Source organism: Escherichia sp. XD33 (genome assembly GCF_019375075.1).
Taxonomy (GTDB): domain Bacteria; phylum Pseudomonadota; class Gammaproteobacteria; order Enterobacterales; family Enterobacteriaceae; genus Enterobacter; species Enterobacter flexneri_A.
In genome coordinates this window covers 1-20,771 of record NZ_JAENDM010000028.1, presented here as the reverse complement: position 1 = coordinate 20,771, position 20,771 = coordinate 1, and the positions used below count along the sequence as shown (strand labels likewise).

Annotated in this window: 21 protein-coding genes and 1 tRNA gene; 9 read left to right on the top strand and 13 right to left on the bottom strand. The window is 51.1% G+C overall.

The genetic code is table 11. The features are described from left to right. Positions 1-60: 60 nt before the first annotated feature. The gene (locus tag K0778_RS16225) at positions 61-168 is read right to left on the bottom strand and encodes a type I toxin-antitoxin system toxin Ldr family protein (RefSeq protein WP_000141633.1); all 108 of its coding nucleotides are present in this window, start codon (positions 166-168) and stop codon (positions 61-63) included. A gap of 475 nt (positions 169-643) precedes the next feature. Here K0778_RS16225 and K0778_RS16220 point away from each other — a divergent pair, with 475 nt between their 5' ends. After that, positions 644-1,915, top strand: a complete 1,272-nt coding sequence (locus K0778_RS16220; RefSeq protein WP_001295225.1) for an aromatic amino acid transport family protein — start codon at positions 644-646, stop codon at positions 1,913-1,915. 29 nt (positions 1,916-1,944) lie between these two features. Here the strand turns inward: K0778_RS16220 and dppF are convergent, their stop codons facing one another. The 9 genes from dppF to K0778_RS16175 form a co-directional block, all read right to left on the bottom strand. Beyond that, positions 1,945-2,949, bottom strand: coding sequence for a dipeptide ABC transporter ATP-binding subunit DppF (gene dppF / locus K0778_RS16215; protein ID WP_000107012.1), 1,005 nt, complete (start codon positions 2,947-2,949; stop codon positions 1,945-1,947). Then, entirely contained in the window at positions 2,946-3,929 is a 984-nt protein-coding gene (gene dppD / locus K0778_RS16210) for a dipeptide ABC transporter ATP-binding protein (RefSeq protein WP_001196486.1), read from the bottom strand. Before dppD ends, dppF begins: the two co-directional genes overlap by 4 nt. Positions 3,930-3,939: 10 nt before the next feature. After that, positions 3,940-4,842, bottom strand: a complete 903-nt coding sequence (dppC, locus tag K0778_RS16205; protein ID WP_000084677.1) for a dipeptide ABC transporter permease DppC — start codon at positions 4,840-4,842, stop codon at positions 3,940-3,942. A 9-nt stretch (positions 4,843-4,851) separates the two neighbouring features. Continuing rightward, entirely contained in the window at positions 4,852-5,871 is a 1,020-nt protein-coding gene (gene dppB / locus K0778_RS16200) for a dipeptide ABC transporter permease DppB (RefSeq protein ID WP_000938855.1), read from the bottom strand. A 307-nt stretch (positions 5,872-6,178) separates the two neighbouring features. After that, positions 6,179-7,786, bottom strand: coding sequence for a dipeptide ABC transporter substrate-binding protein DppA (gene dppA, locus K0778_RS16195; RefSeq protein WP_001222883.1), 1,608 nt, complete (start codon positions 7,784-7,786; stop codon positions 6,179-6,181). A gap of 742 nt (positions 7,787-8,528) precedes the next feature. Next, positions 8,529-8,605: transfer RNA gene (locus K0778_RS16190), tRNA-Pro, on the bottom strand. 91 nt (positions 8,606-8,696) lie between these two features. Next, on the bottom strand, positions 8,697-10,388 hold the full coding sequence (gene eptB, locus K0778_RS16185) for a kdo(2)-lipid A phosphoethanolamine 7''-transferase (RefSeq protein ID WP_001269197.1): 1,692 nt from the start codon (positions 10,386-10,388) through the stop codon (positions 8,697-8,699). A 323-nt stretch (positions 10,389-10,711) separates the two neighbouring features. Then, complete coding sequence (locus K0778_RS16180) at positions 10,712-11,920, bottom strand: MFS transporter (protein WP_000189019.1); 1,209 nt, start codon at positions 11,918-11,920, stop codon at positions 10,712-10,714. Positions 11,921-12,148: 228 nt separating this feature from the next. Continuing rightward, entirely contained in the window at positions 12,149-12,847 is a 699-nt protein-coding gene (locus K0778_RS16175; RefSeq protein WP_001299523.1) for an autotransporter outer membrane beta-barrel domain-containing protein, read from the bottom strand. 157 nt (positions 12,848-13,004) lie between these two features. Here K0778_RS16175 and tag point away from each other — a divergent pair, with 157 nt between their 5' ends. Next, positions 13,005-13,568, top strand: coding sequence for a DNA-3-methyladenine glycosylase I (gene tag, locus K0778_RS16170; protein ID WP_000438957.1), 564 nt, complete (start codon positions 13,005-13,007; stop codon positions 13,566-13,568). Beyond that, entirely contained in the window at positions 13,565-14,005 is a 441-nt protein-coding gene (locus tag K0778_RS16165; protein ID WP_000617473.1) for an N-acetyltransferase, read from the top strand. Before tag ends, K0778_RS16165 begins: the two co-directional genes overlap by 4 nt. On the opposite strand, the gene bisC is transcribed toward K0778_RS16165, so the two are convergent. Continuing rightward, on the bottom strand, positions 13,974-16,307 hold the full coding sequence (bisC, locus tag K0778_RS16160) for a biotin sulfoxide reductase (protein WP_153449103.1): 2,334 nt from the start codon (positions 16,305-16,307) through the stop codon (positions 13,974-13,976). The two genes, K0778_RS16165 and bisC, sit on opposite strands and share 32 nt — an antisense overlap. A 152-nt stretch (positions 16,308-16,459) precedes the next feature. Between bisC and K0778_RS16155 the strand changes: the two genes are divergently transcribed. Both K0778_RS16155 and ghrB read left to right on the top strand, forming a co-directional pair. Next, a complete protein-coding gene (locus K0778_RS16155) occupies positions 16,460-17,119 on the top strand; it encodes an OmpA family lipoprotein (protein ID WP_000747625.1) in 660 nt (219 codons plus the stop codon). 103 nt (positions 17,120-17,222) lie between these two features. Next, positions 17,223-18,197 carry a glyoxylate/hydroxypyruvate reductase GhrB gene (gene ghrB / locus K0778_RS16150; protein WP_000805038.1) on the top strand — a complete coding sequence of 325 codons (975 nt, stop codon included), beginning with the start codon at positions 17,223-17,225 and terminating at the stop codon, positions 18,195-18,197. Positions 18,198-18,246: 49 nt separating this feature from the next. On the opposite strand, the gene K0778_RS16145 is transcribed toward ghrB, so the two are convergent. Beyond that, positions 18,247-18,957: a DUF3053 domain-containing protein gene (locus K0778_RS16145; protein ID WP_000190516.1), complete on the bottom strand. Its 711-nt coding sequence runs from the start codon at positions 18,955-18,957 to the stop codon at positions 18,247-18,249. Between the two features lie 433 nt (positions 18,958-19,390). Here K0778_RS16145 and K0778_RS16140 point away from each other — a divergent pair, with 433 nt between their 5' ends. The 3 genes from K0778_RS16140 to ysaE all read left to right on the top strand — a co-directional run bounded on the left by K0778_RS16140 (position 19,391) and on the right by ysaE (position 20,384). Continuing rightward, the gene (locus tag K0778_RS16140; protein ID WP_000455798.1) at positions 19,391-19,681 is read left to right on the top strand and encodes an HTH-type transcriptional regulator; all 291 of its coding nucleotides are present in this window, start codon (positions 19,391-19,393) and stop codon (positions 19,679-19,681) included. A 280-nt stretch (positions 19,682-19,961) separates the two neighbouring features. Then, on the top strand, positions 19,962-20,174 hold the full coding sequence (gene cspA, locus K0778_RS16135) for an RNA chaperone/antiterminator CspA (RefSeq protein ID WP_000014594.1): 213 nt from the start codon (positions 19,962-19,964) through the stop codon (positions 20,172-20,174). A 138-nt stretch (positions 20,175-20,312) separates the two neighbouring features. After that, positions 20,313-20,384 (top strand): protein YsaE, encoded by a 72-nt coding sequence (ysaE, locus tag K0778_RS16130; protein WP_211180513.1) that lies wholly within the window; start codon positions 20,313-20,315, stop codon positions 20,382-20,384. Here ysaE and hokA read toward each other — a convergent pair. Beyond that, the gene (hokA, locus tag K0778_RS16125; protein WP_001135732.1) at positions 20,361-20,513 is read right to left on the bottom strand and encodes a type I toxin-antitoxin system toxin HokA; all 153 of its coding nucleotides are present in this window, start codon (positions 20,511-20,513) and stop codon (positions 20,361-20,363) included. The two genes, ysaE and hokA, sit on opposite strands and share 24 nt — an antisense overlap. A gap of 79 nt (positions 20,514-20,592) precedes the next feature. Between hokA and K0778_RS16120 the strand changes: the two genes are divergently transcribed. Then, the coding region (locus K0778_RS16120; protein ID WP_024202724.1) for a helix-turn-helix domain-containing protein at positions 20,593-20,771 on the top strand (179 nt) is incomplete at its 3' end.

Genomic DNA, 20,771 nt, shown 5'->3' with positions numbered 1-20,771 from the left:
CCCTGCGGCCTGGTCCGGGCGCAAATTGCCATTACGGCAGCCTGACGCCCGCATGACACGTTACTTCCGCTTGTTCAGCCAGTTCACGATCATACTGGCAAGAATGCCAGCAATGACCGGAGCCGCTAAATCATGCAAGAAGGCCATGCCCAGCTCTGCGAACGTCATATAGCCGCCTGTGTTGTAATGACAACGTTTCGCGGCTATTCTTGAGTGGTCTAGAGTCAAGATTAGCCCCCGTGGTGTTGTCAGGTGCATACCTGCAACGTGCGGGGGTTTTCTCTCTCCAGCAACCAATGCCACCAGGGATAAAGCCCCCGCAACATTGCGCCTCACCGGAACCTTTCCGGCTTGCCGCTGATTCTACGATTGCTTTTTACTGTCAGCACCCGGCAATCTTCCTCATTGCGCGATGCCTTCCAGCTTAATTTCTTTATTTGCAATAGTTGCAGTTCATATCCGGGCTGACTCCAGACTGGTAGTGAAATGCGCAATTTTGTAGAATTGCGCCTCCTCGCGACCTCCCCAGTGAATCTGTTGCCTCATTTTTTACATACTGCGTATTCGACTTCTCCACCTGTTGCGCAAGAGAAACTGGGTTTATTCATTTTTGCGAGGCCGACTTCTTTCTGGACAGGACTTTATGCAGCACAACACACTATCGAAACACAATCAGAAATTGCCGTTTACACGCTACGACTTCGGCTGGGTTTTATTATGCATAGGCATGGCGATTGGTGCCGGAACCGTGCTGATGCCAGTACAAATTGGCTTGAAGGGAATTTGGGTATTTATTACCGCAGCGATCATTGCTTATCCTGCCACCTGGGTAGTGCAGGACATTTATTTAAAAACCCTTTCTGAAAGCGATTCCTGTAATGACTACACCGATATTATCAGTCATTACCTGGGGAAGAACTGGGGAATTTTCCTCGGGGTTATCTACTTTTTGATGATTATCCACGGGATTTTTATCTACTCTCTCTCCGTGGTTTTCGACAGCGCCTCGTACCTGAAAACCTTCGGTTTAACCGATGCCGATCTTTCACAATCTCTACTTTATAAAGTCGCTATTTTCGCCGTACTGGTGGCGATTGCGTCTGGTGGTGAACGATTACTGTTTAAGATTTCCGGGCCAATGGTGGTGGTCAAAGTAGGGATTATTGTCGTGTTCGGTTTTGCGATGATCCCGCACTGGAATTTCGCCAATATAACCGCCTTCCCGCAAGCCTCCGTCTTTTTCCGCGATGTCTTGCTTACCATTCCATTTTGCTTCTTTTCTGCAGTATTTATTCAGGTACTTAACCCAATGAATATTGCCTATCGTAAACGGGAAGCGGATAAAGTACTGGCAACCCGGCTCGCGCTGCGTACCCACCGAATTAGTTATATCACGCTCATCGCGGTGATCCTGTTTTTTGCCTTTTCGTTTACCTTCTCAATTAGCCACGAAGAAGCCGTTTCTGCCTTTGAACAAAATATCTCAGCACTGGCGCTGGCCGCGCAGGTGATCCCTGGGCATATCATTCATATCACCTCTACGGTGCTTAATATCTTTGCCGTACTGACCGCATTCTTTGGCATTTATCTCGGTTTCCACGAGGCCATTAAAGGCATTATTCTCAATCTGTTAAGCCGAATTATTGATACCAAGAAAATTAACTCACGCGTGCTGACTCTGGCGATCTGCGCTTTTATCGTCATTACGTTGACGATTTGGGTTTCGTTTCGTGTATCGGTGCTGGTGTTCTTTCAGTTGGGAAGCCCGTTATATGGTATTGTGTCGTGCCTCATTCCGTTTTTCCTGATCTATAAAGTCGCACAACTGGAAAAACTTCGCGGATTTAAAGCCTGGCTGATTCTGCTGTACGGCATTTTGCTATGCTTGTCGCCACTGTTGAAGCTGATTGAGTAAACCGGAGCGCATGGCCCCGGTTTTGTGAGTTAACGCTGCGGATTTTCATCCTGATCAACCGCAAAACAAGCTACCAGTTGACCGCCGTAGTCTTTTAGCTGCGGCTGCAACTGGGTGCAGGGGCCGAAGCGCCGACGACAGCGGGCGTTGAAGGCGCAACCCGGCGGTGGATTCAGTGGGCTTGGTAGTTCACCGCTGAGCTTGATGCGCTCGCGGCGATCGTCCGGGTTCAGGCGCGGCGTCGCGGAAAGTAGCGCCTGAGTGTACGGATGGCGCGGGTTATTGAAGATTTGGTCTTTCGTTCCCTTCTCCACGCAGCGGCCCAGGTACATCACCATCACTTCATCAGCAATGTGCTCCACCACCGACAGGTCGTGGGAGATAAAGACATAAGACAGCCCCAACTCCTGCTGCAAATCCATCATCAGATTCAGCACCTGCGCGCGCACTGAAACATCCAGCGCGGAAACCGGTTCATCGGCAATCACCACATCCGGGTCGAGCATCAGACCACGGGCGATGGCGATACGCTGACGCTGACCGCCGGAGAACATATGCGGATAGCGGTCATAGTGCTCGGTTTTCAGGCCGACTTTCGCCATCATCGACAGGGCTTTTTCCCGACGCTGTTCTTTGCTTAAGCTGGTGTTGATCAGCAGCGGCTCTTCAAGAATTTGCCCGACTTTTTTACGCGGATTCAGCGAACCGTAAGGGTTCTGGAAGACGATCTGGATTTTCTGCCGACGCAGCTTCTGCGCCTGCGGATCGTGCTTAAGCAGATCCTGCCCCTGGTAATACAGCTCGCCACCGGTGGGCATTTCAATCATCGTCAGCAACCGACCGAGGGTCGATTTACCGCAGCCAGATTCGCCCACTACTGCCAGCGTTTTGCCACGTTCAAGGTTAAACGAAACGCCATCCAGCGCTTTAACCAGACGTTCCGGCGCGAACATGCCTTTCTTCACCGGATAATGTTTTTTCAGGTCGATAGCCTGCAACAGCGGTTGTTGCAGGGTGGCCTCTTGCGTACTCATAGTGTCGGCCTCCCGGCATCATCAAGTGGGTAATGGCATTTGGACTGACGCCCGTCAGCGAGCATATTCAGCGCCGGTTCTTCAGCGCGACATCTGTCAGTGGCATAGGGGCAGCGCGGGTTAAGCAGGCAGCCGTTCGGGCGGTCGTACTTGCCGGGAACGACACCTGGCAACGACGCCAGACGTTCTTTGTCCTGAGCAAATTCTGGCAGCGCACGCAGCAATGCCTGAGTATACGGGTGACGCGGCGCATGGAAGATGGCGTGCGCATCACCGGTTTCCACCACCTGGCCTGCATACATCACGATGATTTTATGTGCCGCTTCCGCCACCAGCGCCAGGTCATGGGTAATTAACACCAGCGCCATGTTCTCTTTCTGCTGTAGCTCCAGCAGTAGTTCGATGATTTGCGCCTGAATGGTCACGTCCAGCGCGGTGGTCGGTTCATCGGCAATCAGCAGTTTTGGCCGACAGGCAATCGCCATGGCGATCATCACGCGCTGGCTCATGCCGCCGGAAAGCTGATGCGGGTAAACATCCAGACGCGATGCCGGATCGGGAATACCGACCTGATTCAGCAGGTCAATCGCTCGCTGACGGCGGGTACTTTTGTTGCCGCCCTGATGCACCTTAATCGCTTCCATAATCTGGAAACCCACGGTGTAGCACGGGTTAAGGCTGGTCATCGGGTCCTGGAAGATCATCGCCACTTCGGCACCCACCAGGTTGCGGCGCTCTTTTTCTGAGATACGCTGCAAATCCTGGCCGTTAAACTCCAGTTTTTCTGCCATTACGCGGCCCGGATAATCAATCAGCCCCATAATCGCCAGTGAACTGACCGACTTACCGGAGCCGGACTCACCCACAATCCCGACCACTTCGCCCTGTTTTACGCTGTAGCTGATGCGGTCTACGGCGCGGAACGGCGCGCTTTCGTCGCCGAAATGCACCGATAATTTATCTACATTTAATAACGCCATCTCGAACCTCTTACTGCTTCAGTTTGGGATCGAGCGCGTCACGCAGACCGTCACCCATCAGGTTAAATGCCAGCACCGTCAGCAGGATCGCCAGACCCGGGAAGGTCACGACCCACCAGGCGCTTTGCGCGAACTGCAACACGTCGGAGAGCATGGTGCCCCACTCAGGCGTTGGCGGCTGTGCCCCCATGCCGAGGAAACCAAGAGCAGCCATATCGAGAATGGCGTTAGAGAAACCGAGCGACGCCTGAACAATCAGCGGCGCAAGGCAGTTCGGGAAGATGTTAATAAACATCTGACGCATCGCCCCGGCACCCGCCACGCGAGACGCGGTGACGTAATCGCGGTTAACTTCCACCAGCACGGCGGCGCGGGTTAAGCGCACATAGTGCGGCAAGGCAACGAAGGTCAGTGCCAGCGCGGCGTTACCAATCGACGGGCCGAAAATTGCCACCAGCACCAGCGCCAGCAGCAGACTTGGCAGCGCCAGCATGATATCGACCACGCGCATAATGATGTTATCGACCAGGCCGCCAAAGTAACCGGCGATCAGGCCGAGAATAACGCCCATAATCAGCGATAACACAACTACCAGACAGCCAACCAGCAGCGACAGGCGCGCACCGTACATCAGGCGCGACAGCACATCACGGCCTACGTCATCGGTGCCCAGCAAGTGCGCCATGCTGCCGCCTTCCTGCCAGGCTGGCGGGGCGAGCAGTGCATCGCGGAACTGTTCCGCCGGGTTATAGGGTGCAATCCAGTTGGCAAAGATCGCGATGAACAGCACGATGACGACGTAAACCAGCCCGACGACCGCGCCTTTGTTGCGTTTAAAATAGTGCCAGAACTCCTGTAACGGGGTCATCGGCACCGGTGCGCTAATCACTTTATTTTCAGTAACCTGTGACATGATGTCCCCTTACTTCTTATGACGAATACGCGGGTTCACCACGCCGTACAGCAGATCGACCAGCAAGTTGACGAGGATAATCATCGTCGCCACCAGCAATACGCCGCCCTGCACTACCGGATAGTCGCGGCGTTGCAGTGCGTCAATCAACCAGCGTCCCAGACCGGGCCACGAGAAGATGGTTTCGGTCAGAATCGCCCCCGCCAGCAATGTTCCCACCTGCAGGCCGATAACGGTCACCACCGGCAGCATCGCGTTACGCAGCGCATGGACGATAATCACCCGCATGCGGGTTAGCCCTTTGGCGCGCGCGGTGCGGATGTAATCCTCGCCCAGCACTTCCAGCATCGAGGAGCGTGTCATACGCACAATGACCGCCAGCGGAATAGTACCCAGCACAATGGCAGGCAAGATCATATGGGCGACGGCATCGATAAAGTTGCCGTCTTCACCCCAGATGGCGGTGTCGATTAGCATAAAACCGGTTAACGGATTGGAGTCATCGAGGAACACCATATCGCTCACGCGACCGGAGACGGGCGTCAGGTTCCAGTGCACCGAAACCAGCATGATCAGCATCATGCCCCACCAGAAGATAGGCATTGAATAACCTGTCAGCGCCAGGCCAACCGCTGTGTGATCGAAAATGGAACCGCGTTTAACCGCAGCCAGCACGCCGACCGGAATACCGACTGCCGTAGCAAAAATCATCGCGCAGACGCCAAGTTCCAGCGTGGCCTGGAAGCGCGGCACGAACTCTTCCCAAACCGGGATGCGGCTTTTCATTGAAATGCCTAGATCGCCATGCATAACGCCCCAAATGTAATGGAGATACTGCTGCCACATCGGTTTATCTAAGCCGAGTTCAGCCAGCAGCTGCGCGTGACGCTCTGGGGAGATCCCACGTTCGCCCGCCATGATCATCACCGGATCGCCCGGGATCATGTGGACAAAGGCAAATGTGAGAAGGGTAATACCGATAAACGTGGGGATGACGAGTCCCAAACGTCGGAGAATAAACTGCAACATAACCCGGATTCTCTATAGTGACCCGCAGCCTGGAACTGCGTGTCTGTATTGCTCACAAATCAATTCCCGCCCTTATCGGACAGGGAATGAAGTATTGCTGCCGGATGGCGCTGCACGCAGAGGCACAGCGCCACCGGGTATACAGATTGTTGACAAAGTGCGCTTTGTTTATGCCGGATGCGGCGTTAACGCCTTATCCGGCCTACAAAATCGTGCAAATTCAATACATTGCAGAATTTTCGTAGGCCTGATAAGCGGAGCGCATCAGGCATTTTTGCCTTTGCCATCAGTCTTGTATGGCTTTTAATTATTCGATAGAGACGTTTTCGAAGTGATGTTTGCCTAATGGATCAACCACATAGCCTTTAACTTCTTTACGTACCGGTTCAAACACGGTGGAGTGAGCGATGATCAGTGCCGGAGCCTGATCGTGCATCACCACCTGCGCTTGTTTGTACAGTTCAACGCGTTTATTGTGGTCGTCGGTAGCACGCGCCGGTTGAATCAGATCTTCAAACGGTTTGTAGCACCATTTTGAGTAGTTGGAGCCTTGTTCAGAGGCGGCGCAGCTGAACAGGGTGGCGAAGAAGTTATCCGGATCCCCGTTATCGCCAGTCCAGCCCATCATTACCGTCTGGTGCTCGCCATCTTTCGCACGCTTGAGGTACTCACCCCATTCGTAGGTGACAATTTTGGCCTGCACGCCGACTTTCGCCCAGTCTGCCTGAATCATCTCCGCCATGCGGCGAGCGTTCGGGTTATACGGACGTTGTACCGGCATTGCCCACAGGTCGATGGAGAAACCTTTTTCCAGACCCGCTTCTTTCAGCAAGGCTTTCGCTTTTTCAGGATCGTAGGTGTAGTCCTGAACGTCGTCGTTATAGCCCCACATGGTTGGCGGGATCAGGTTTTTCGCTGATACGCCCGCGCCCTGATAAACCGCTTTGATGATCGCGTCTTTGTTCACCGCGTAGGTCAGAGCCTGGCGAACTTTCACGTCATCGAGTGGTTTTTTCTGCACGTTATACGAGAGATAACCGACGTTCAGCCCCGGCATTTCCATCAGATTGATGGATTTATCCTGCTTCATGCGAGCGATATCTGCCGGGTTCGGGTACGGCATCACCTGGCATTCATTCTTCTGCAATTTCGCGTAACGCACGGAAGCGTCAGGGGTAATAGAGAAAACCAGCGTATCGATCTGCGGTTTGGTGCCCCAGTAGCCATCAAACGCTTTGTAGCGGATACGGGAATCTTTTTGATACTGCTGTAACTGGAACGGACCGGTTCCGATTGGGTTGAGGTCCAGTTTTTCCGGTGTACCGGCTTTCATCATCGCATCAGCATATTCTTTTGACAGAATAGAGGCGAAGTCCATTGCCAGGTCAGCGAGGAACGGCGCTTCCGGGCGAGTCAGCACAAACTGAACGGTGTTGTCGTCCACCTTTTTCACTTCACTGATCAGCTCTGGCAAGCCCATGCCTTCGAAGTATTCGTAGCTGCCGCCAGAAACTTTATGGTACGGGTTTTGCGCGTTTTTCTGACGATCGAACGAGAACACCACATCATCGGCATTCAGTTCACGCGTCGGTTTGAATTCTTTATTGTCGTGCCACTTCACACCTTTACGCAGATGGAAGGTATAGGTTTTACCGTCTTCGCTGACTTCCCACTTTTCAGCGAGGCCCGGGATCACTTCGGTGGTGCCGATTTTAAATTCAACCAGACGGTTATAAAGCGGGACGGAAGAGGCGTCATAGGTGGTGCCGGAGGTAAACAGCTGCGGGTTAAACCCTTCCGGAGATCCTTCTGAGCAATAAACCAGAGTTTTAGCCTGAACACTTGCTGCGACGGTCATAGCCACCAGGCTGAGACCAAGCTTCAGCATCCCTGACTTTTTCAAGGAAATACGCATTATTCTGCTCCAATTGTGATGTTTGTTGTTTTAACCCTTTGCAGTGGGTTGTCGCTGCCTGACCTTTTTTGTTTTTTGCCCGGTCGGGTCAACGTTATGAGGTGGGGATGCCGTACTAATTAACATCAGTGTAACAGTGCGGATCCTCCATAAAATGCCCCTCGTGACCTACAATCTGTCAACAGAATGTGAAAACGTCAATACAGCCAACCGGGATTTACACCAACGGTGAGAATCCACAAACAAAGATTAAAAAAACTTCAAACAGCTATTTGCAGCAGAGAAATTTGTGCTACTCCAACATGACCAGAACAATCAGCTTAATATTTAGCAACATTTGGTGATTAAGTTTTATGCATTTAATGAAAAAAATCTGAGGAAAAGGTGGATATCTGAGCGATTAATACCATGAACGCTAAAACGCACAGCGGAAAATGCCAGGGCCAGCCATAAGTAACGCAAAAAAAGATTTAAGCAAATATAAAAAAAGACAATGGTTTCTGTCACAAATCCGTTAATGGATAGTGAGATATGGGGCGCAAATTTGGCAGGGAAATGTGTGTCGTGTAGGTCGAATAAGGCGGTCGCGCCGCATCCGACAATGGCCGGCACATTTGCCTGATGCGACGCTGACGCGTCTTATCAGGCCTACGTCGAGTCGAACCTCCCTGCCCCCGGAGGTTCTCATCCTCATGAGCTGCAGATGCAAAAAAGCCTGCTCGTTGAGCAGGCTTTTCGAATTTGGTCGGTGATAGAGGATTCGAACCTCCGACCCCTTCGTCCCGAACGAAGTGCGCTACCAGGCTGCGCCAATCACCGAATGCGGGGCGCATCTTACTGCGCAGATACGCCCTCGTCAATCCCTTAATAGCAAAATGCCTTTTGATCGGCGAGAAAGTCAGCAGGCCGCTTAGTTAGCCGCTGCCTCTTTTGCCTGCGGGATGTGACACCAGTTGTTGTTTTCGTTAATTCCACCATCCGGTGAAGTATAGCCAAGACAACCCATGATGGTATCGTACAGCTCTACGTGACGGCGTGGCACTTTCATGTCGGCTTCTTTTTTCAGCTGCGCAAACGCCTGCGCATTGGCCGGATTTTCCAGATATTTATCTGACATCCAGACCATCATCGGTACGCGGAACTGCTCCGGCGGTGCCAGTTCACGCGGCGTGCCGTGCAGGTGCTCGCGTTCATTAATTGACTCACCGTGGTCAGCTGCGTAGAACACAATCGCTTTCTTATCGCGAACCTGATCAATCACGCTGGAGATAAAGTGATCCACATAGGTCACCGAGTTGTCATAGGAGTTGATCATCTGCGCTTTGGTACAGCCGCTATCAACACCAATACATTCCGGCTTCCACTGCGCGAAGCTACGCGGATAACGCTGGGTGTAGTTAAAATGCGAACCTTTGGTATGCAGAATGATCAGATGCTTACCATCCGGGTTGCGCCCTAGCGATTGCTGCATTTCGTCTACCAGCAACATATCATCTACCGGCTTGCCACGATTACGTGGCTCCGCACCAATCTGCTCACGATAAGCAATGTTGTCCGCCATCGTGTTGCTGTAGAACCACATTTCGCTCTGCATAGCGTAGAGGTCAGAACTGAATCCTAACTGCTTCAGAACCGCGAAAATGTTCTGTTCTTTTAATGTGCGCTGCGGATTATCTTCCGCGCCCCCCTGACGTACAAACATGCAACGCAGTGAGAGTTTGGTTGCGGTATCACAGGAGTAACCACGGAACGCCGCCAGATTTTTCTCCTGGGCCAGTTTCGGCGTGGTATTACGCTCATAGCCGAAAATACCCATATGGTCCCAACGCGTGGTTTCACCGATGATAAACACGACATAAGTGTCATCAACGTTTTGCGGTGCCTGATAAGTGAATTTCTTCGCCGGATTAAGCAATGAATTATTATCGGAAGATTCATCGACCCGCGCCCAGGCATACAGCCCCAACGCAGAAAGCCAGTTTGATGGCAGATAAGAGTTCGCTACGACACCGCCATAACTCGGCAAATCAACGCCGGTCGCCCTCTCCACTTTCTTCTGCTGGATATCCAGCAAACGAATCGGTGCCCAAACCATAATACCCGCCAGTACGACGACCGCCAGGCTGCGAATACGCTGCCCTGGGGTTCGCAGTTGTCGGAGCAAGGTGTAGCGACAGCGGTTATTCCAGATAAGGATAAGAGGCAATGCACTAACGGCGATTAACCAGAGAATAAAGTTCAGACCAACAACTTCTTTTGACAGGTCGATATCGGTGGTCATGACGGAAGCGATGATGCCATAACCAATGACCACATTAAGGAAGGTCATGTAATAGCTGGCACCTGCGGAAAAGAGCACCACCAGCGATGCCAGAATACGCCAGCTGCGGCGGCCAAACAGCGAAAGAAGACGTAGTAAAAAGAAGGTCACCAGTACGGTGGCGGCCAGTTCAACAACAGCAGAAATGCCTTTCCAGACGGTAAAATCGTGCGCATAGCTGCCGAAGCGGCGGTAAAAAACCGCGCCATTCATAAAAAGGCCAATATAGATTGCAAGCAAAAAGCTCAGCTTCTGCTGTGTAATCGATTTGATGTATCTCATGCAAACAAACCCTGGACAAACAGGTGATAACACCCTGCTTAGTGGCTTTTCAGGCCCGGCAGGGAAAAAGTGCGGAGGTAGTCAGATAAGTAAAATCTACACGCGCGAATAAGTAGACCACAGCAAAGGGAAAAAGTGTGGGGAAAGAGTGTGCATGAAGCACAAATTTACAAAAATGCAAGTTTGAAAAGAGACTTTAGCGTTACAAAAAGCAGTAAAAAGGGCCAGTTAATTGGCCCAAATTTTACGAGTCATTGTTTATACATTTCGTTGATGCGTTTGATGCACACGGAAGCTGAAGCCCAGTAGCTCGCGGCTGAGCATTAAAGGGAGCCATGCGCCTCACGCAACATTTTCTGCTCTGGCTGACGAATCGTCGTAGAAAGCGCCAATGACAGAATCAGCAGGGCGAAAATCACGTAGAAGGTCACATAGAAGCCGCCAAACAGTGAGGCGATAATCGAACCACAAATGCTACCGATACCGAAACCGAGATAAATCACACCGTAGTTTTTCGCCAGGTTATTGAGGCCAAAGAACTCACTGACCAGTGACGGAAAGACGGTAATAGTGCCGCCAAAGTTAAATGCCACGCAGGCAATCGCTGCAAAGAACGTCACTGCATTCAATGGTGCAAACAGCAGGGCCGCCATACCCACCAGCGATATCACCTGACCAATGGTAATAACACGGATACGGGCGATTTTGTCAGACAGAATACCCAGCACCAGACGACCTGAAAGGTTGGCGATGGAAATAACAGTGACTGCATTGGCTGCGGAAACCACATCAAGGTGTGCCAGACTTTGGGCGATATCTTTCGCTACCCCAATCACGTACAGGCCGCTCATGCAGGCGGTCAGGAACATTACCGCTAACATCCAGTACTGCGGTTTACGCATCGACTCTGCCAGCGTGTAATCTTTCTCCACCACACCATTGCTGGTTTTCACTTCCTGTTTTGGTGCGTCTTTCATTAACGTTGCGCCGAAAACAATCATCAACAGCGCAATCGCTCCCCAAATCACAAAGGTTTTTTCCAGACCGACCGTTTCCAGCAGCTGCGTGTCGATAAATTTGAAACCCAGGCTACCCAGACCATAAGAACCGATAGCGAACGCGGAGATCAGACCTTTACGCTCCGGGAACCACTTCACACAGTTAGAGAGCGTCAGCAGATAACCCGCGCCATCTGCCAGTCCCACCAGCACACCGGCGCTTAACCACAGCATCATCAGGTTGTCAGAATGCGCTGTCAGGAAGAAGCCTAATCCCAGCAAAATGCCGGAAGCCATGGTGACGCGTTTAACGCCAAAACGTTCCTGTAATTTGCCCGCAACAGAAGACGAAATTGCCAGCCCCAGACTTAACAAGCCGAAAGAGAAAGCGACCTGGCTTACCGGCGCATCCAGCTTGGCGGAAAGCGCGCCATTAAACAGGCTCCAGGTATAAACCGACCCCAGCGCAAACTGGGTAATGATAGTACCGATGAGTGTCAGCCAGCGGGTACGCTGATAATTTGAAGGTGTCATGGCAGTATTCCTGCAGTAATAAAAAGGAAAAATCTCTGCCGACAACCATAACGAAGTGCACTTTATGCCTGGGGAAAAACGGCATGAAATGCCATCAGAACGGAATGAAATGCCTTAGTTCAGGAATGAATGACGCGACAATTATTCACCAAATTTATTATTTGGTAAGTTAGCACCCACTATCGCCACAACTATTGTTATTTAATGGTTTCAATTGTGACTGTTACGTTAAAATCTGGCGCTAACCCCCATCGTATACAGATAGTCGCTATTATTAGTGGTATTTTCTGCCTGAGTTAGCGCGGCATAGGCGGCAATATTTTGATTGAGCAACATATCAGCGCCTACGGTGACATCCAGCCAGTTGCCGTTCTGGTTTGTCGCCGTCATCCGGCTCAGGCCTGATTGCGCCTTCCAGATATTCTCGCCAAATTGCTGGTTATAGCTGATTTGCGCCCAGGGTCGGAGATCGCCAAGCCGGGAGTCAACACGCCAGCCTAAGGTACTCACGCTGGCATGCCATAACGGATCGGTCAGCGTGGTAGTACTGTCGCCAAACTCGTTATACATCGAGGTGGTTGTGCCATCGTAATGTAATGCCGCGACCGGGCCGGTTGTAACCTGTTCATATAAAGGAAAATTCCAGCCCATACTCATACTGCTGGTCACATCCACAGGGGTTTCTTCCGCCAGATTGACTTCCAGTCCCAGCGCCCTTTGGCTACTTTGAATACGTTGCGACAAAATATCGTTGTAATCAGGTTGATGATCACTATCCCAGGTGTAACGCTCTGTGGAAAGTCCGGGTTGCGTATCAACGATATATTCTTGTTGCCAGGCGTAAGCTGTGTTGAGAAAAAAGGCACTGATTACCACGCTCGCCAGCAGGCTTAGCTGCCAGCGACCACCGCTTTTTTTTATGATCATTAACACGACTCCAGGGAAGAGCCGAATTCGGCAATATTATTGTCATTGTATGAAGGATATCGGGCATAGTAGCCCTGTATTAAATATTGACTTTTTCACCGATGCGTCAAGAAAAGCGGCTGAAATTTTTACGATCGGGTACATAGCGAGGGAAAGTATGGAACGTTGCGGCTGGGTGAGTCAGGACCCGCTTTATATTGCCTACCATGATAATGAGTGGGGCGTGCCTGAAACTGACAGTAAAAAACTGTTCGAAATGATCTGCCTTGAAGGGCAGCAGGCTGGATTATCGTGGATCACCGTCCTCAAAAAACGCGAAAACTATCGCGCCTGCTTTCATCAGTTCGATCCGGTGAAGGTCGCAGCAATGCAGGAAGAGGATGTCGAAAGACTGGTACAGGACGCCGGGATTATCCGCCATCGAGGGAAAATTCAGGCAATTATTGGTAATGCGCGGGCGTACCTGCAAATGGAACAGAACGGCGAACCGTTTGTCGACTTTGTCTGGTCGTTTGTAAATCATCAGCCACAGGTGACACAAGCCACAACGTTGAGCGAAATTCCCACATCTACGTCCGCCTCCGACGCCCTATCTAAGGCACTGAAAAAACGTGGTTTTAAGTTTGTCGGCACCACAATCTGTTACTCCTTTATGCAGGCATGTGGGCTGGTGAATGATCATGTGGTTGGCTGCTGTTGCTATCCGGGAAATAAACCATGATTCGGGAAGCGCAACGTTCAGAACTCCCCGCGATCCTCGAACTGTGGCTGGAAAGTACAACCTGGGGGCATCCCTTTATAAAAGCGAATTACTGGCGTGACTGCATTCCGCTGGTGCGGGATGCCTATCTTGCCAACGCGCAAAACTGGGTCTGGGAAGAAGACGGTAAGCTTCTAGGTTTTGTCAGCATTATGGAAGGCCGATTTCTGGCAGCGATGTTTGTCGCACCGAAGGCCGTCAGGCGCGGTATTGGTAAGGCGCTGATGCAGTATGTGCAGCAGCGCCATCCCCACCTGATGCTGGAGGTTTATCAAAAAAATCAACCGGCGATAAATTTTTACCAGGCACAGGGTTTTCACATTGTCGATTGCGCATGGCAGGATGAAACCCAACTACCCACATGGATTATGAGCTGGCCGGTGGTTCAAACGCTGTAAGTGTCAGTTCCGGACCGTTGTATTTTTCCAGCCATGCCAGCGCCGTATTACCCGCACAGCCATTCCCCAGCCGCGAGCTGGGGAGATCTTTGGTCAGCACGTTCACTGCGCCGTTTTTACAAATACCGTCAGCGGTTAAATCCAGATCCGGCCATGCCCCTTCGTGAATGCAAATCACGCCAGGTTTAATTCCCTCGCTAATGACCGCTCCGGCAAGAATTTGCCCGCGTGCGTTCCACAACCGAACAGTATCGCCATCTTGTATGCCGCGCTCCTGGGCATCGTCAGGATGAATGGTGACAGGCTCACGATTTGCCACCGCGTACAATTCGCGCAGAGAACTGTAATTCAGCTGGCTGTGCAGGCGGTGCGCCGGATGGGCAGAAAGTACCTGCAACTGTTCTGGTTCGGCATTGCCCTGCCATTCGTCCGGCTCCAGCCACATTGGATGCCCAGGGCAATCCGGGTAACCGTAATCGGCAATACGCTGTGAGAAGATTTCAATCTTGCCGCTGGCGGTTTTTAACGGATGCGCCAGCGGATCGCGGCAAAAATCAGCGAAGCGAATAAACCGCTCGCTGTCCGGGTTTTCCGGCATCTCAATTAACTGGTTGGCTTGCCAGAACTCAGCAAATGGCGGCAATTCAACCTGCTGGCTTGCCCCGCGCTGTCGGGCAACGTTATAAAACGTTTCCAGCCATTGCAGCTCACTTTTTCCTTCCGTAAAACGTGCATAACCGCCCTTCTCCCAGCGTTCACTTAACTCGGCAAAAACATCAAAATCATTACGCGCTTCATAGCGTGGCGGCACCACTTGCTTCATCGGCACCAGATGCTGATTACTGTAATCACCGGTCATGGTGAGATCATTACGCTCAAAAGAGGTAGTCGCAGGCAGAACGATATCCGCGTGTTTTGCCGCCGCCGTCCAGAAGCATTCAGAGATCACCACCAGCTCCGGTTTTTGCCAGGCACGGATCAGGCGATTGGTATCCTGATGATGAGTAAAGTTGGCACCGCCCGCCCACCAGATAAAACGAATATCCGGGAAATGTCGGTTCATACCGTTGTGTTGATATGCGCCACCAGGGTTTTCCAGTGCTTCAACAATGCGGGCAACAGGGATTTTATCCACCGCATCGCAGCCACCCGGCAAGCTGCCCTGCATGGAAGAGAGCACCGCAGAACGCCGCGTGGGGTTACCACCATTGGCAAAATGGTAAGAAAGACCAATACCGCCGCCGGGTGTGCCGATTTGCCCCAACATTGCTGCCAGCGTGACGATCATCCAGTGTTTTTGCTCACCAAACTGTTGGCGCTGCATTCCCCAGCCTGCCATCAGCATGGTGGTATTTTGGTGGAAAATAGCCGCCAGCTCGCGGATTTTCGCTGCGCCAACACCACAAATCTCTGCTGCCCATTCGGCGGTTTTCGCTATTCCGTCACTCTCGCCCAGCAAATAAGAGGCGAAGACGGCATAACCTGTGGTGCAACGCGCCAGAAACGCTTCGTCGTGCCAACCATTTTCCACCAGCGTATGGGCGATCCCCAGCATCAGCGCAACATCGGTGCCCATGTGCGGTGCCACCCACTCCATTTTATCGCCAAAGAAATCGACGGTTTCCGATCGCATTGGATCAATGCAGATCAGCTTTTTCCCGCTGTCACGCAGTGCAGAAAAGTAAGAAAGCCCCTGCTCATCGGATGCATTCCACGCAATTTTCAGCGTATTGAGTGGGTTAGCACTCCACAGCACCACGACATCGCTATGTTCCAGCACCAGCGGCCAACTGGTCTGCTGTTGATAAACTTCACTACCACCCACGACATACGGCATGATCGCCTGTGCCGCGCCGGTCGAATAATCCCCCAGATGCCCGGTATAACCGCCTGCCAGCGCCATATAGCGTTGTAATAATGTCGAGGCCTTATGCAGCACGCCGTTTGAACGCCAGCCGTAGGAACCAGCAAAAATCGATGCCGGACCATAAGCCTCACGAATGCGTTTATGTTGTTGGTGAATAAGATCCAGCGCCTCATCCCAACTCACGCGAACAAATTCATCCTGCCCACGAATGCCTTGCGGGTTTTCCGGTGACGCAAGAAAGCCTTTTCGCACCATTGGAAATCGTACCCGCGTATTGCTGTGAACCTGGTCGCGAACCGCGCTCTGCAAGGAGTTTTCCATTCCTGTGGCTAACGCGCCACGCGAGCTAAACACGGTTTCGCCGTCGGTTTCAACCAGCATGGGCCCCCAATGGGCGGCAGTCAGAACGGAATATCGTGAGGATGAGTTGGCCAAACCGAAGACTCCTGAAAGGTTAGATGTATTGAGCAGTTAAATATTACTTACAAATTTCCGAGTATTCCCAGGAATAATCTTCATGTTCACGCGGCATAATCTCCCGCCACGGAACCCGTGGCAAAGAATAAAAAGGTTATTAAGGATTAACAATGAAGAAACGTGTTTATCTTATTGCCGCCGTAGTGAGTGGCGCTCTGGCGGTATCTGGCTGCACAACTAACCCTTACACCGGCGAACGCGAAGCAGGTAAATCTGCTATCGGCGCAGGTCTGGGCTCTCTCGTGGGCGCGGGTATTGGTGCGCTCTCTTCTTCGAAGAAAGATCGCGGTAAAGGCGCGCTGATTGGCGCAGCAGCAGGCGCAGCTCTGGGCGGCGGCGTTGGTTATTACATGGATGTGCAGGAAGCGAAGCTGCGCGACAAAATGCGCGGCACTGGTGTTAGCGTAACCCGCAGCGGGGATAACATTATCCTCAATATGCCGAACAATGTGACCTTCGACAGCAGCAGCGCGACCCTGAAACCGGCGGGCGCTAACACCCTGACCGGCGTGGCAATGGTACTGAAAGAGTATCCGAAAACGGCGGTTAACGTGATTGGTTATACCGACAGCACGGGTGGTCACGACCTGAACATGCGTCTCTCCCAGCAACGTGCGGATTCCGTTGCCAGCGCGTTGATCACCCAGGGCGTGGACGCCAGCCGCATCCGTACTCAGGGCCTTGGCCCGGCTAACCCAATCGCCAGCAACAGCACCGCAGAAGGTAAGGCGCAAAACCGCCGTGTAGAAATTACCTTAAGCCCGCTGTAATCCCTTTCATGCCAGGTGATGCAGAAATCACCTGGCATTCTTCAGTTTTCCTTCATCATATTTCAGGCTAAGGTGATCGCCTTATCAGTGAATGGAGAGAAGCATGAAGCCGTCCGTTATCCTCTACAAAGCCTTACCTGATGATTTACTGCAACGCCTGCAAGAGCATTTCACCGTTCACCAGGTGGCAAACCTCAGCCCACAAACCGTCGAACAAAATGCAGCAATTTTTGCCGAAGCTGAAGGTTTACTGGGTTCAAACGAGAATGTAAATGCCGCATTGCTGGAAAAAATGCCGAAACTGCGTGCCACATCAACGATCTCCGTCGGCTATGACAATTTTGATGTCGATGCGCTTACCGCCCGAAAAATTCTGCTGATGCACACGCCAACCGTATTAACAGAAACCGTCGCCGATACGCTGATGGCGCTGGTGTTGTCTACCGCTCGTCGGGTTGTGGAGGTAGCAGAACGGGTAAAAGCAGGCGAATGGACCGCGAGCATAGGCCCGGACTGGTACGGCACTGACGTTCACCATAAAACACTGGGCATTGTCGGGATGGGACGGATCGGCATGGCGCTGGCACAACGTGCGCACTTTGGCTTCAACATGCCCATCCTCTATAACGCGCGCCGCCACCATAAAGAAGCAGAAGAACGCTTCAACGCCCGCTACTGCGATTTGGATACTCTGTTACAAGAGTCAGATTTCGTTTGCCTGATCCTGCCGTTAACTGATGAGACGCATCATCTGTTTGGCGCAGAACAATTCGCCAAAATGAAATCCTCCGCCATTTTCATTAATGCCGGACGTGGCCCGGTGGTTGACGAAAATGCACTGATCGCAGCATTGCAGAAAGGCGAAATTCACGCTGCCGGGCTGGATGTCTTCGAACAAGAGCCACTGTCCGTAGATTCGCCGTTGCTCTCAATGGCCAACGTCGTCGCAGTACCGCATATTGGATCTGCCACCCATGAGACGCGTTATGGCATGGCCGCCTGTGCCGTGGATAATTTGATTGATGCGTTACAAGGAAAGGTTGAGAAGAACTGTGTGAATCCGCACGTCGCGGACTAAGCCGCGACTGCGTGGAGTAAAGCCCGATAATCGCTCGGGCTTTTACTCTTTATTGGGTTGCAGTAACTGCTGTAGTCCAGGCCTGATTAAACGCCTGATGTTGTGCCGGTAATGGCGCAATCAGTTTGTTATATTCACTTGCCTGCTGTGAAGTCGGGAACTGGATGCCATTTGCGACAAAGCTCACCTGAGTACCTTGTTGGGCAATGTAGTCTCCAACCATCACCAGTTGTTGCGTGAAAGTTTGTGCCGCCGGAATCAACGGTTGCAATGCATCAGCTGGCGTCGTTACCACTTTGGTGAATGCCTGATCAAAGACCGGTTTCAGGTCATCACTCTGTTTTAGCGCAGAGTGCGCAGCATCGGCCTGCAACTTCGCATTTTGCAGTTGTTGCGCCAGCACACCCAGCGAACCATTCATTTCACGCAGCGGACCGCTTTGCGTAACGTAATCCTGCGGTACGCGAATTGCGTTAACGCTGTCTACAACCGGGCGCAGACCGGAATCCATCGCCTGATTCACCTGCTGAGAATAACCATACAGAATCGCGTAATCAGAGACAAAAGGACCAAACTGTTTTTTCTGATCGGCAGTCAGGGTTGGTAGACGTTCACCGCTACGCATCACTGTATTCTGCAGGAAGTCGATAAACGCTTTACGCTGATCGCCTTCTTTATCAAAACACCCACTCAGGCTAACTACCATTAATAACGCCGCAAGAGGCGCAAACCAGCGAGAGCAGGACTTTCCTGTCGCCATTTTCTTACTCCTTTCACCCAAAAAAAGCGCACAACGACACACGCGTGTCTGACGTGACAAGGATAGTCCAGGACAGGCTTGCAGGATACCCTTTCTACGTAATCTTCCTGGTAAAATCATGGAGAAAATGAAACAAGGTTAATTTGTTGTTTCATTGTTAAAAAATGATAGTGCCGTTGCCTTTTTTGTAGCCAGAGATTTACGCCTTCGCAGAAGGTTAGATTTTCGAAATCTTTACAAAACAGGAGTGGTAAGAGATATATCGGCATTTATCAGATCGTTAGGTGGCTATAAGTCACGCTAAATGACAGGCTGAATCGAATCATAGCCAGAGCATGCCCTGACTTCACCCCGCTGTGTCTGCTTTTCCCGACTATTCTTAATGAGCTTCGATGCAATTCACGATCCCGCAGTGTGATTTGAGGAGTTTTCAATGGAATATAAAGATCCAATGCATGAGCTGTTGAGCAGCCTGGAACAGATTGTTTTTAAAGATGAAACGCAGAAAATTACCCTGACGCACAGAACAACGTCCTGTACCGAAATTGAGCAGTTACGAAAAGGGACAGGATTAAAAATCGATGATTTCGCCCGGGTTTTGGGCGTATCAGTCGCCATGGTAAAGGAATGGGAATCCAGACGCGTGAAGCCTTCAAGTGCCGAACTAAAATTGATGCGTTTGATTCAAGCCAACCCGGCATTAAGTAAGCAGTTGATGGAATAGACTTTTATCCACTTTATTGCTGTTTACGGTCCTGATGACAGGACCGTTTTCCAACCGATTAATCATAAATATGAAAAATAATTGTTGCATCACCCGCCAATGCGTGGCTTAATGCACATCAACGGTTTGACGTACAGACCATTAAAGCAGTGTAGTAAGGCAAGTCCCTTCAAGAGTTATCGTTGATACCCCTCGTAGTGCACATTCCTTTAACGCTTCAAAATCTGTAAAGCACGCCATATCGCCGAAAGGCACACTTAATTATTAAAGGTAATACACTATGTCCGGTAAAATGACTGGTATCGTAAAATGGTTCAACGCTGACAAAGGCTTCGGCTTCATCACTCCTGACGATGGCTCTAAAGATGTGTTCGTACACTTCTCTGCTATCCAGAACGATGGTTACAAATCTCTGGACGAAGGTCAGAAAGTGTCCTTCACCATCGAAAGCGGCGCTAAAGGCCCGGCAGCTGGTAACGTAACCAGCCTGTAATCTCTGCTTAAAAGCACAGAATCTAAGATCCCTGCCATTTGGCGGGGATTTTTTTATTTGTTTTCAGGAAATAAATAATCGATCGCGTAATAAAATCTATTATTATTTTTGTGAAGAATAAATTTGGGTGCAATGAGAATGCGCAACGCCGTAAGTAAGGCGGGAATAATTTCCCGCCGAAGACTCTTACTCTTTCAATTTGCAGGCTAAAAACGCCGCCAGCTCATAACTCTCCTGTTTAATATGCAATTCACACAGTGAATCTCTTATCATCCAGGTGAAAAATAAAAGCGTGAAACAAATCACTATTAAAGAAAGTAATCTATATTTCTGCGGCATTCCCAGCCTCCTGTGTTGATTTCCAACGAGTATGTACTGCACCCATTTTGTTGGACGATGAAATGGAATAGCCCCTAATATGTCAAAGCCAAAATACCCTTTTGAAAAGCGCCTTGAAGTCGTGAATCACTACTTCACAACTGATGATGGTTACAGGATCATCTCGGCACGTTTTGGTGTCCCCCGAACCCAGGTCAGGACATGGGTTGCCCTCTATGAAAAACATGGAGAAAAAGGTTTAATTCCCAAACCTAAAGG

Excerpts from the sequence above, each read along its gene's own strand:
- K0778_RS16225 (WP_000141633.1), bottom strand. The coding sequence starts at position 168 with ATGACGTTCGCAGAGCTGGGCATGGCCTTCTTGCATGATTTAGCGGCT.
- K0778_RS16220 (WP_001295225.1), top strand. The coding sequence starts at position 644 with ATGCAGCACAACACACTATCGAAACACAATCAGAAATTGCCGTTTACA.
- dppF (WP_000107012.1), bottom strand. The coding sequence starts at position 2,949 with ATGAGTACGCAAGAGGCCACCCTGCAACAACCGCTGTTGCAGGCTATC.
- dppD (WP_001196486.1), bottom strand. The coding sequence starts at position 3,929 with ATGGCGTTATTAAATGTAGATAAATTATCGGTGCATTTCGGCGACGAA.
- dppC (WP_000084677.1), bottom strand. The coding sequence starts at position 4,842 with ATGTCACAGGTTACTGAAAATAAAGTGATTAGCGCACCGGTGCCGATG.
- dppB (WP_000938855.1), bottom strand. The coding sequence starts at position 5,871 with ATGTTGCAGTTTATTCTCCGACGTTTGGGACTCGTCATCCCCACGTTT.
- dppA (WP_001222883.1), bottom strand. The coding sequence starts at position 7,786 with ATGCGTATTTCCTTGAAAAAGTCAGGGATGCTGAAGCTTGGTCTCAGC.
- eptB (WP_001269197.1), bottom strand. The coding sequence starts at position 10,388 with ATGAGATACATCAAATCGATTACACAGCAGAAGCTGAGCTTTTTGCTT.
- K0778_RS16180 (WP_000189019.1), bottom strand. The coding sequence starts at position 11,920 with ATGACACCTTCAAATTATCAGCGTACCCGCTGGCTGACACTCATCGGT.
- K0778_RS16175 (WP_001299523.1), bottom strand. The coding sequence starts at position 12,847 with ATGATCATAAAAAAAAGCGGTGGTCGCTGGCAGCTAAGCCTGCTGGCG.
- tag (WP_000438957.1), top strand. The coding sequence starts at position 13,005 with ATGGAACGTTGCGGCTGGGTGAGTCAGGACCCGCTTTATATTGCCTAC.
- K0778_RS16165 (WP_000617473.1), top strand. The coding sequence starts at position 13,565 with ATGATTCGGGAAGCGCAACGTTCAGAACTCCCCGCGATCCTCGAACTG.
- K0778_RS16155 (WP_000747625.1), top strand. The coding sequence starts at position 16,460 with ATGAAGAAACGTGTTTATCTTATTGCCGCCGTAGTGAGTGGCGCTCTG.
- ghrB (WP_000805038.1), top strand. The coding sequence starts at position 17,223 with ATGAAGCCGTCCGTTATCCTCTACAAAGCCTTACCTGATGATTTACTG.
- K0778_RS16145 (WP_000190516.1), bottom strand. The coding sequence starts at position 18,957 with ATGGCGACAGGAAAGTCCTGCTCTCGCTGGTTTGCGCCTCTTGCGGCG.
- K0778_RS16140 (WP_000455798.1), top strand. The coding sequence starts at position 19,391 with ATGGAATATAAAGATCCAATGCATGAGCTGTTGAGCAGCCTGGAACAG.
- cspA (WP_000014594.1), top strand. The coding sequence starts at position 19,962 with ATGTCCGGTAAAATGACTGGTATCGTAAAATGGTTCAACGCTGACAAA.
- hokA (WP_001135732.1), bottom strand. The coding sequence starts at position 20,513 with ATGCCGCAGAAATATAGATTACTTTCTTTAATAGTGATTTGTTTCACG.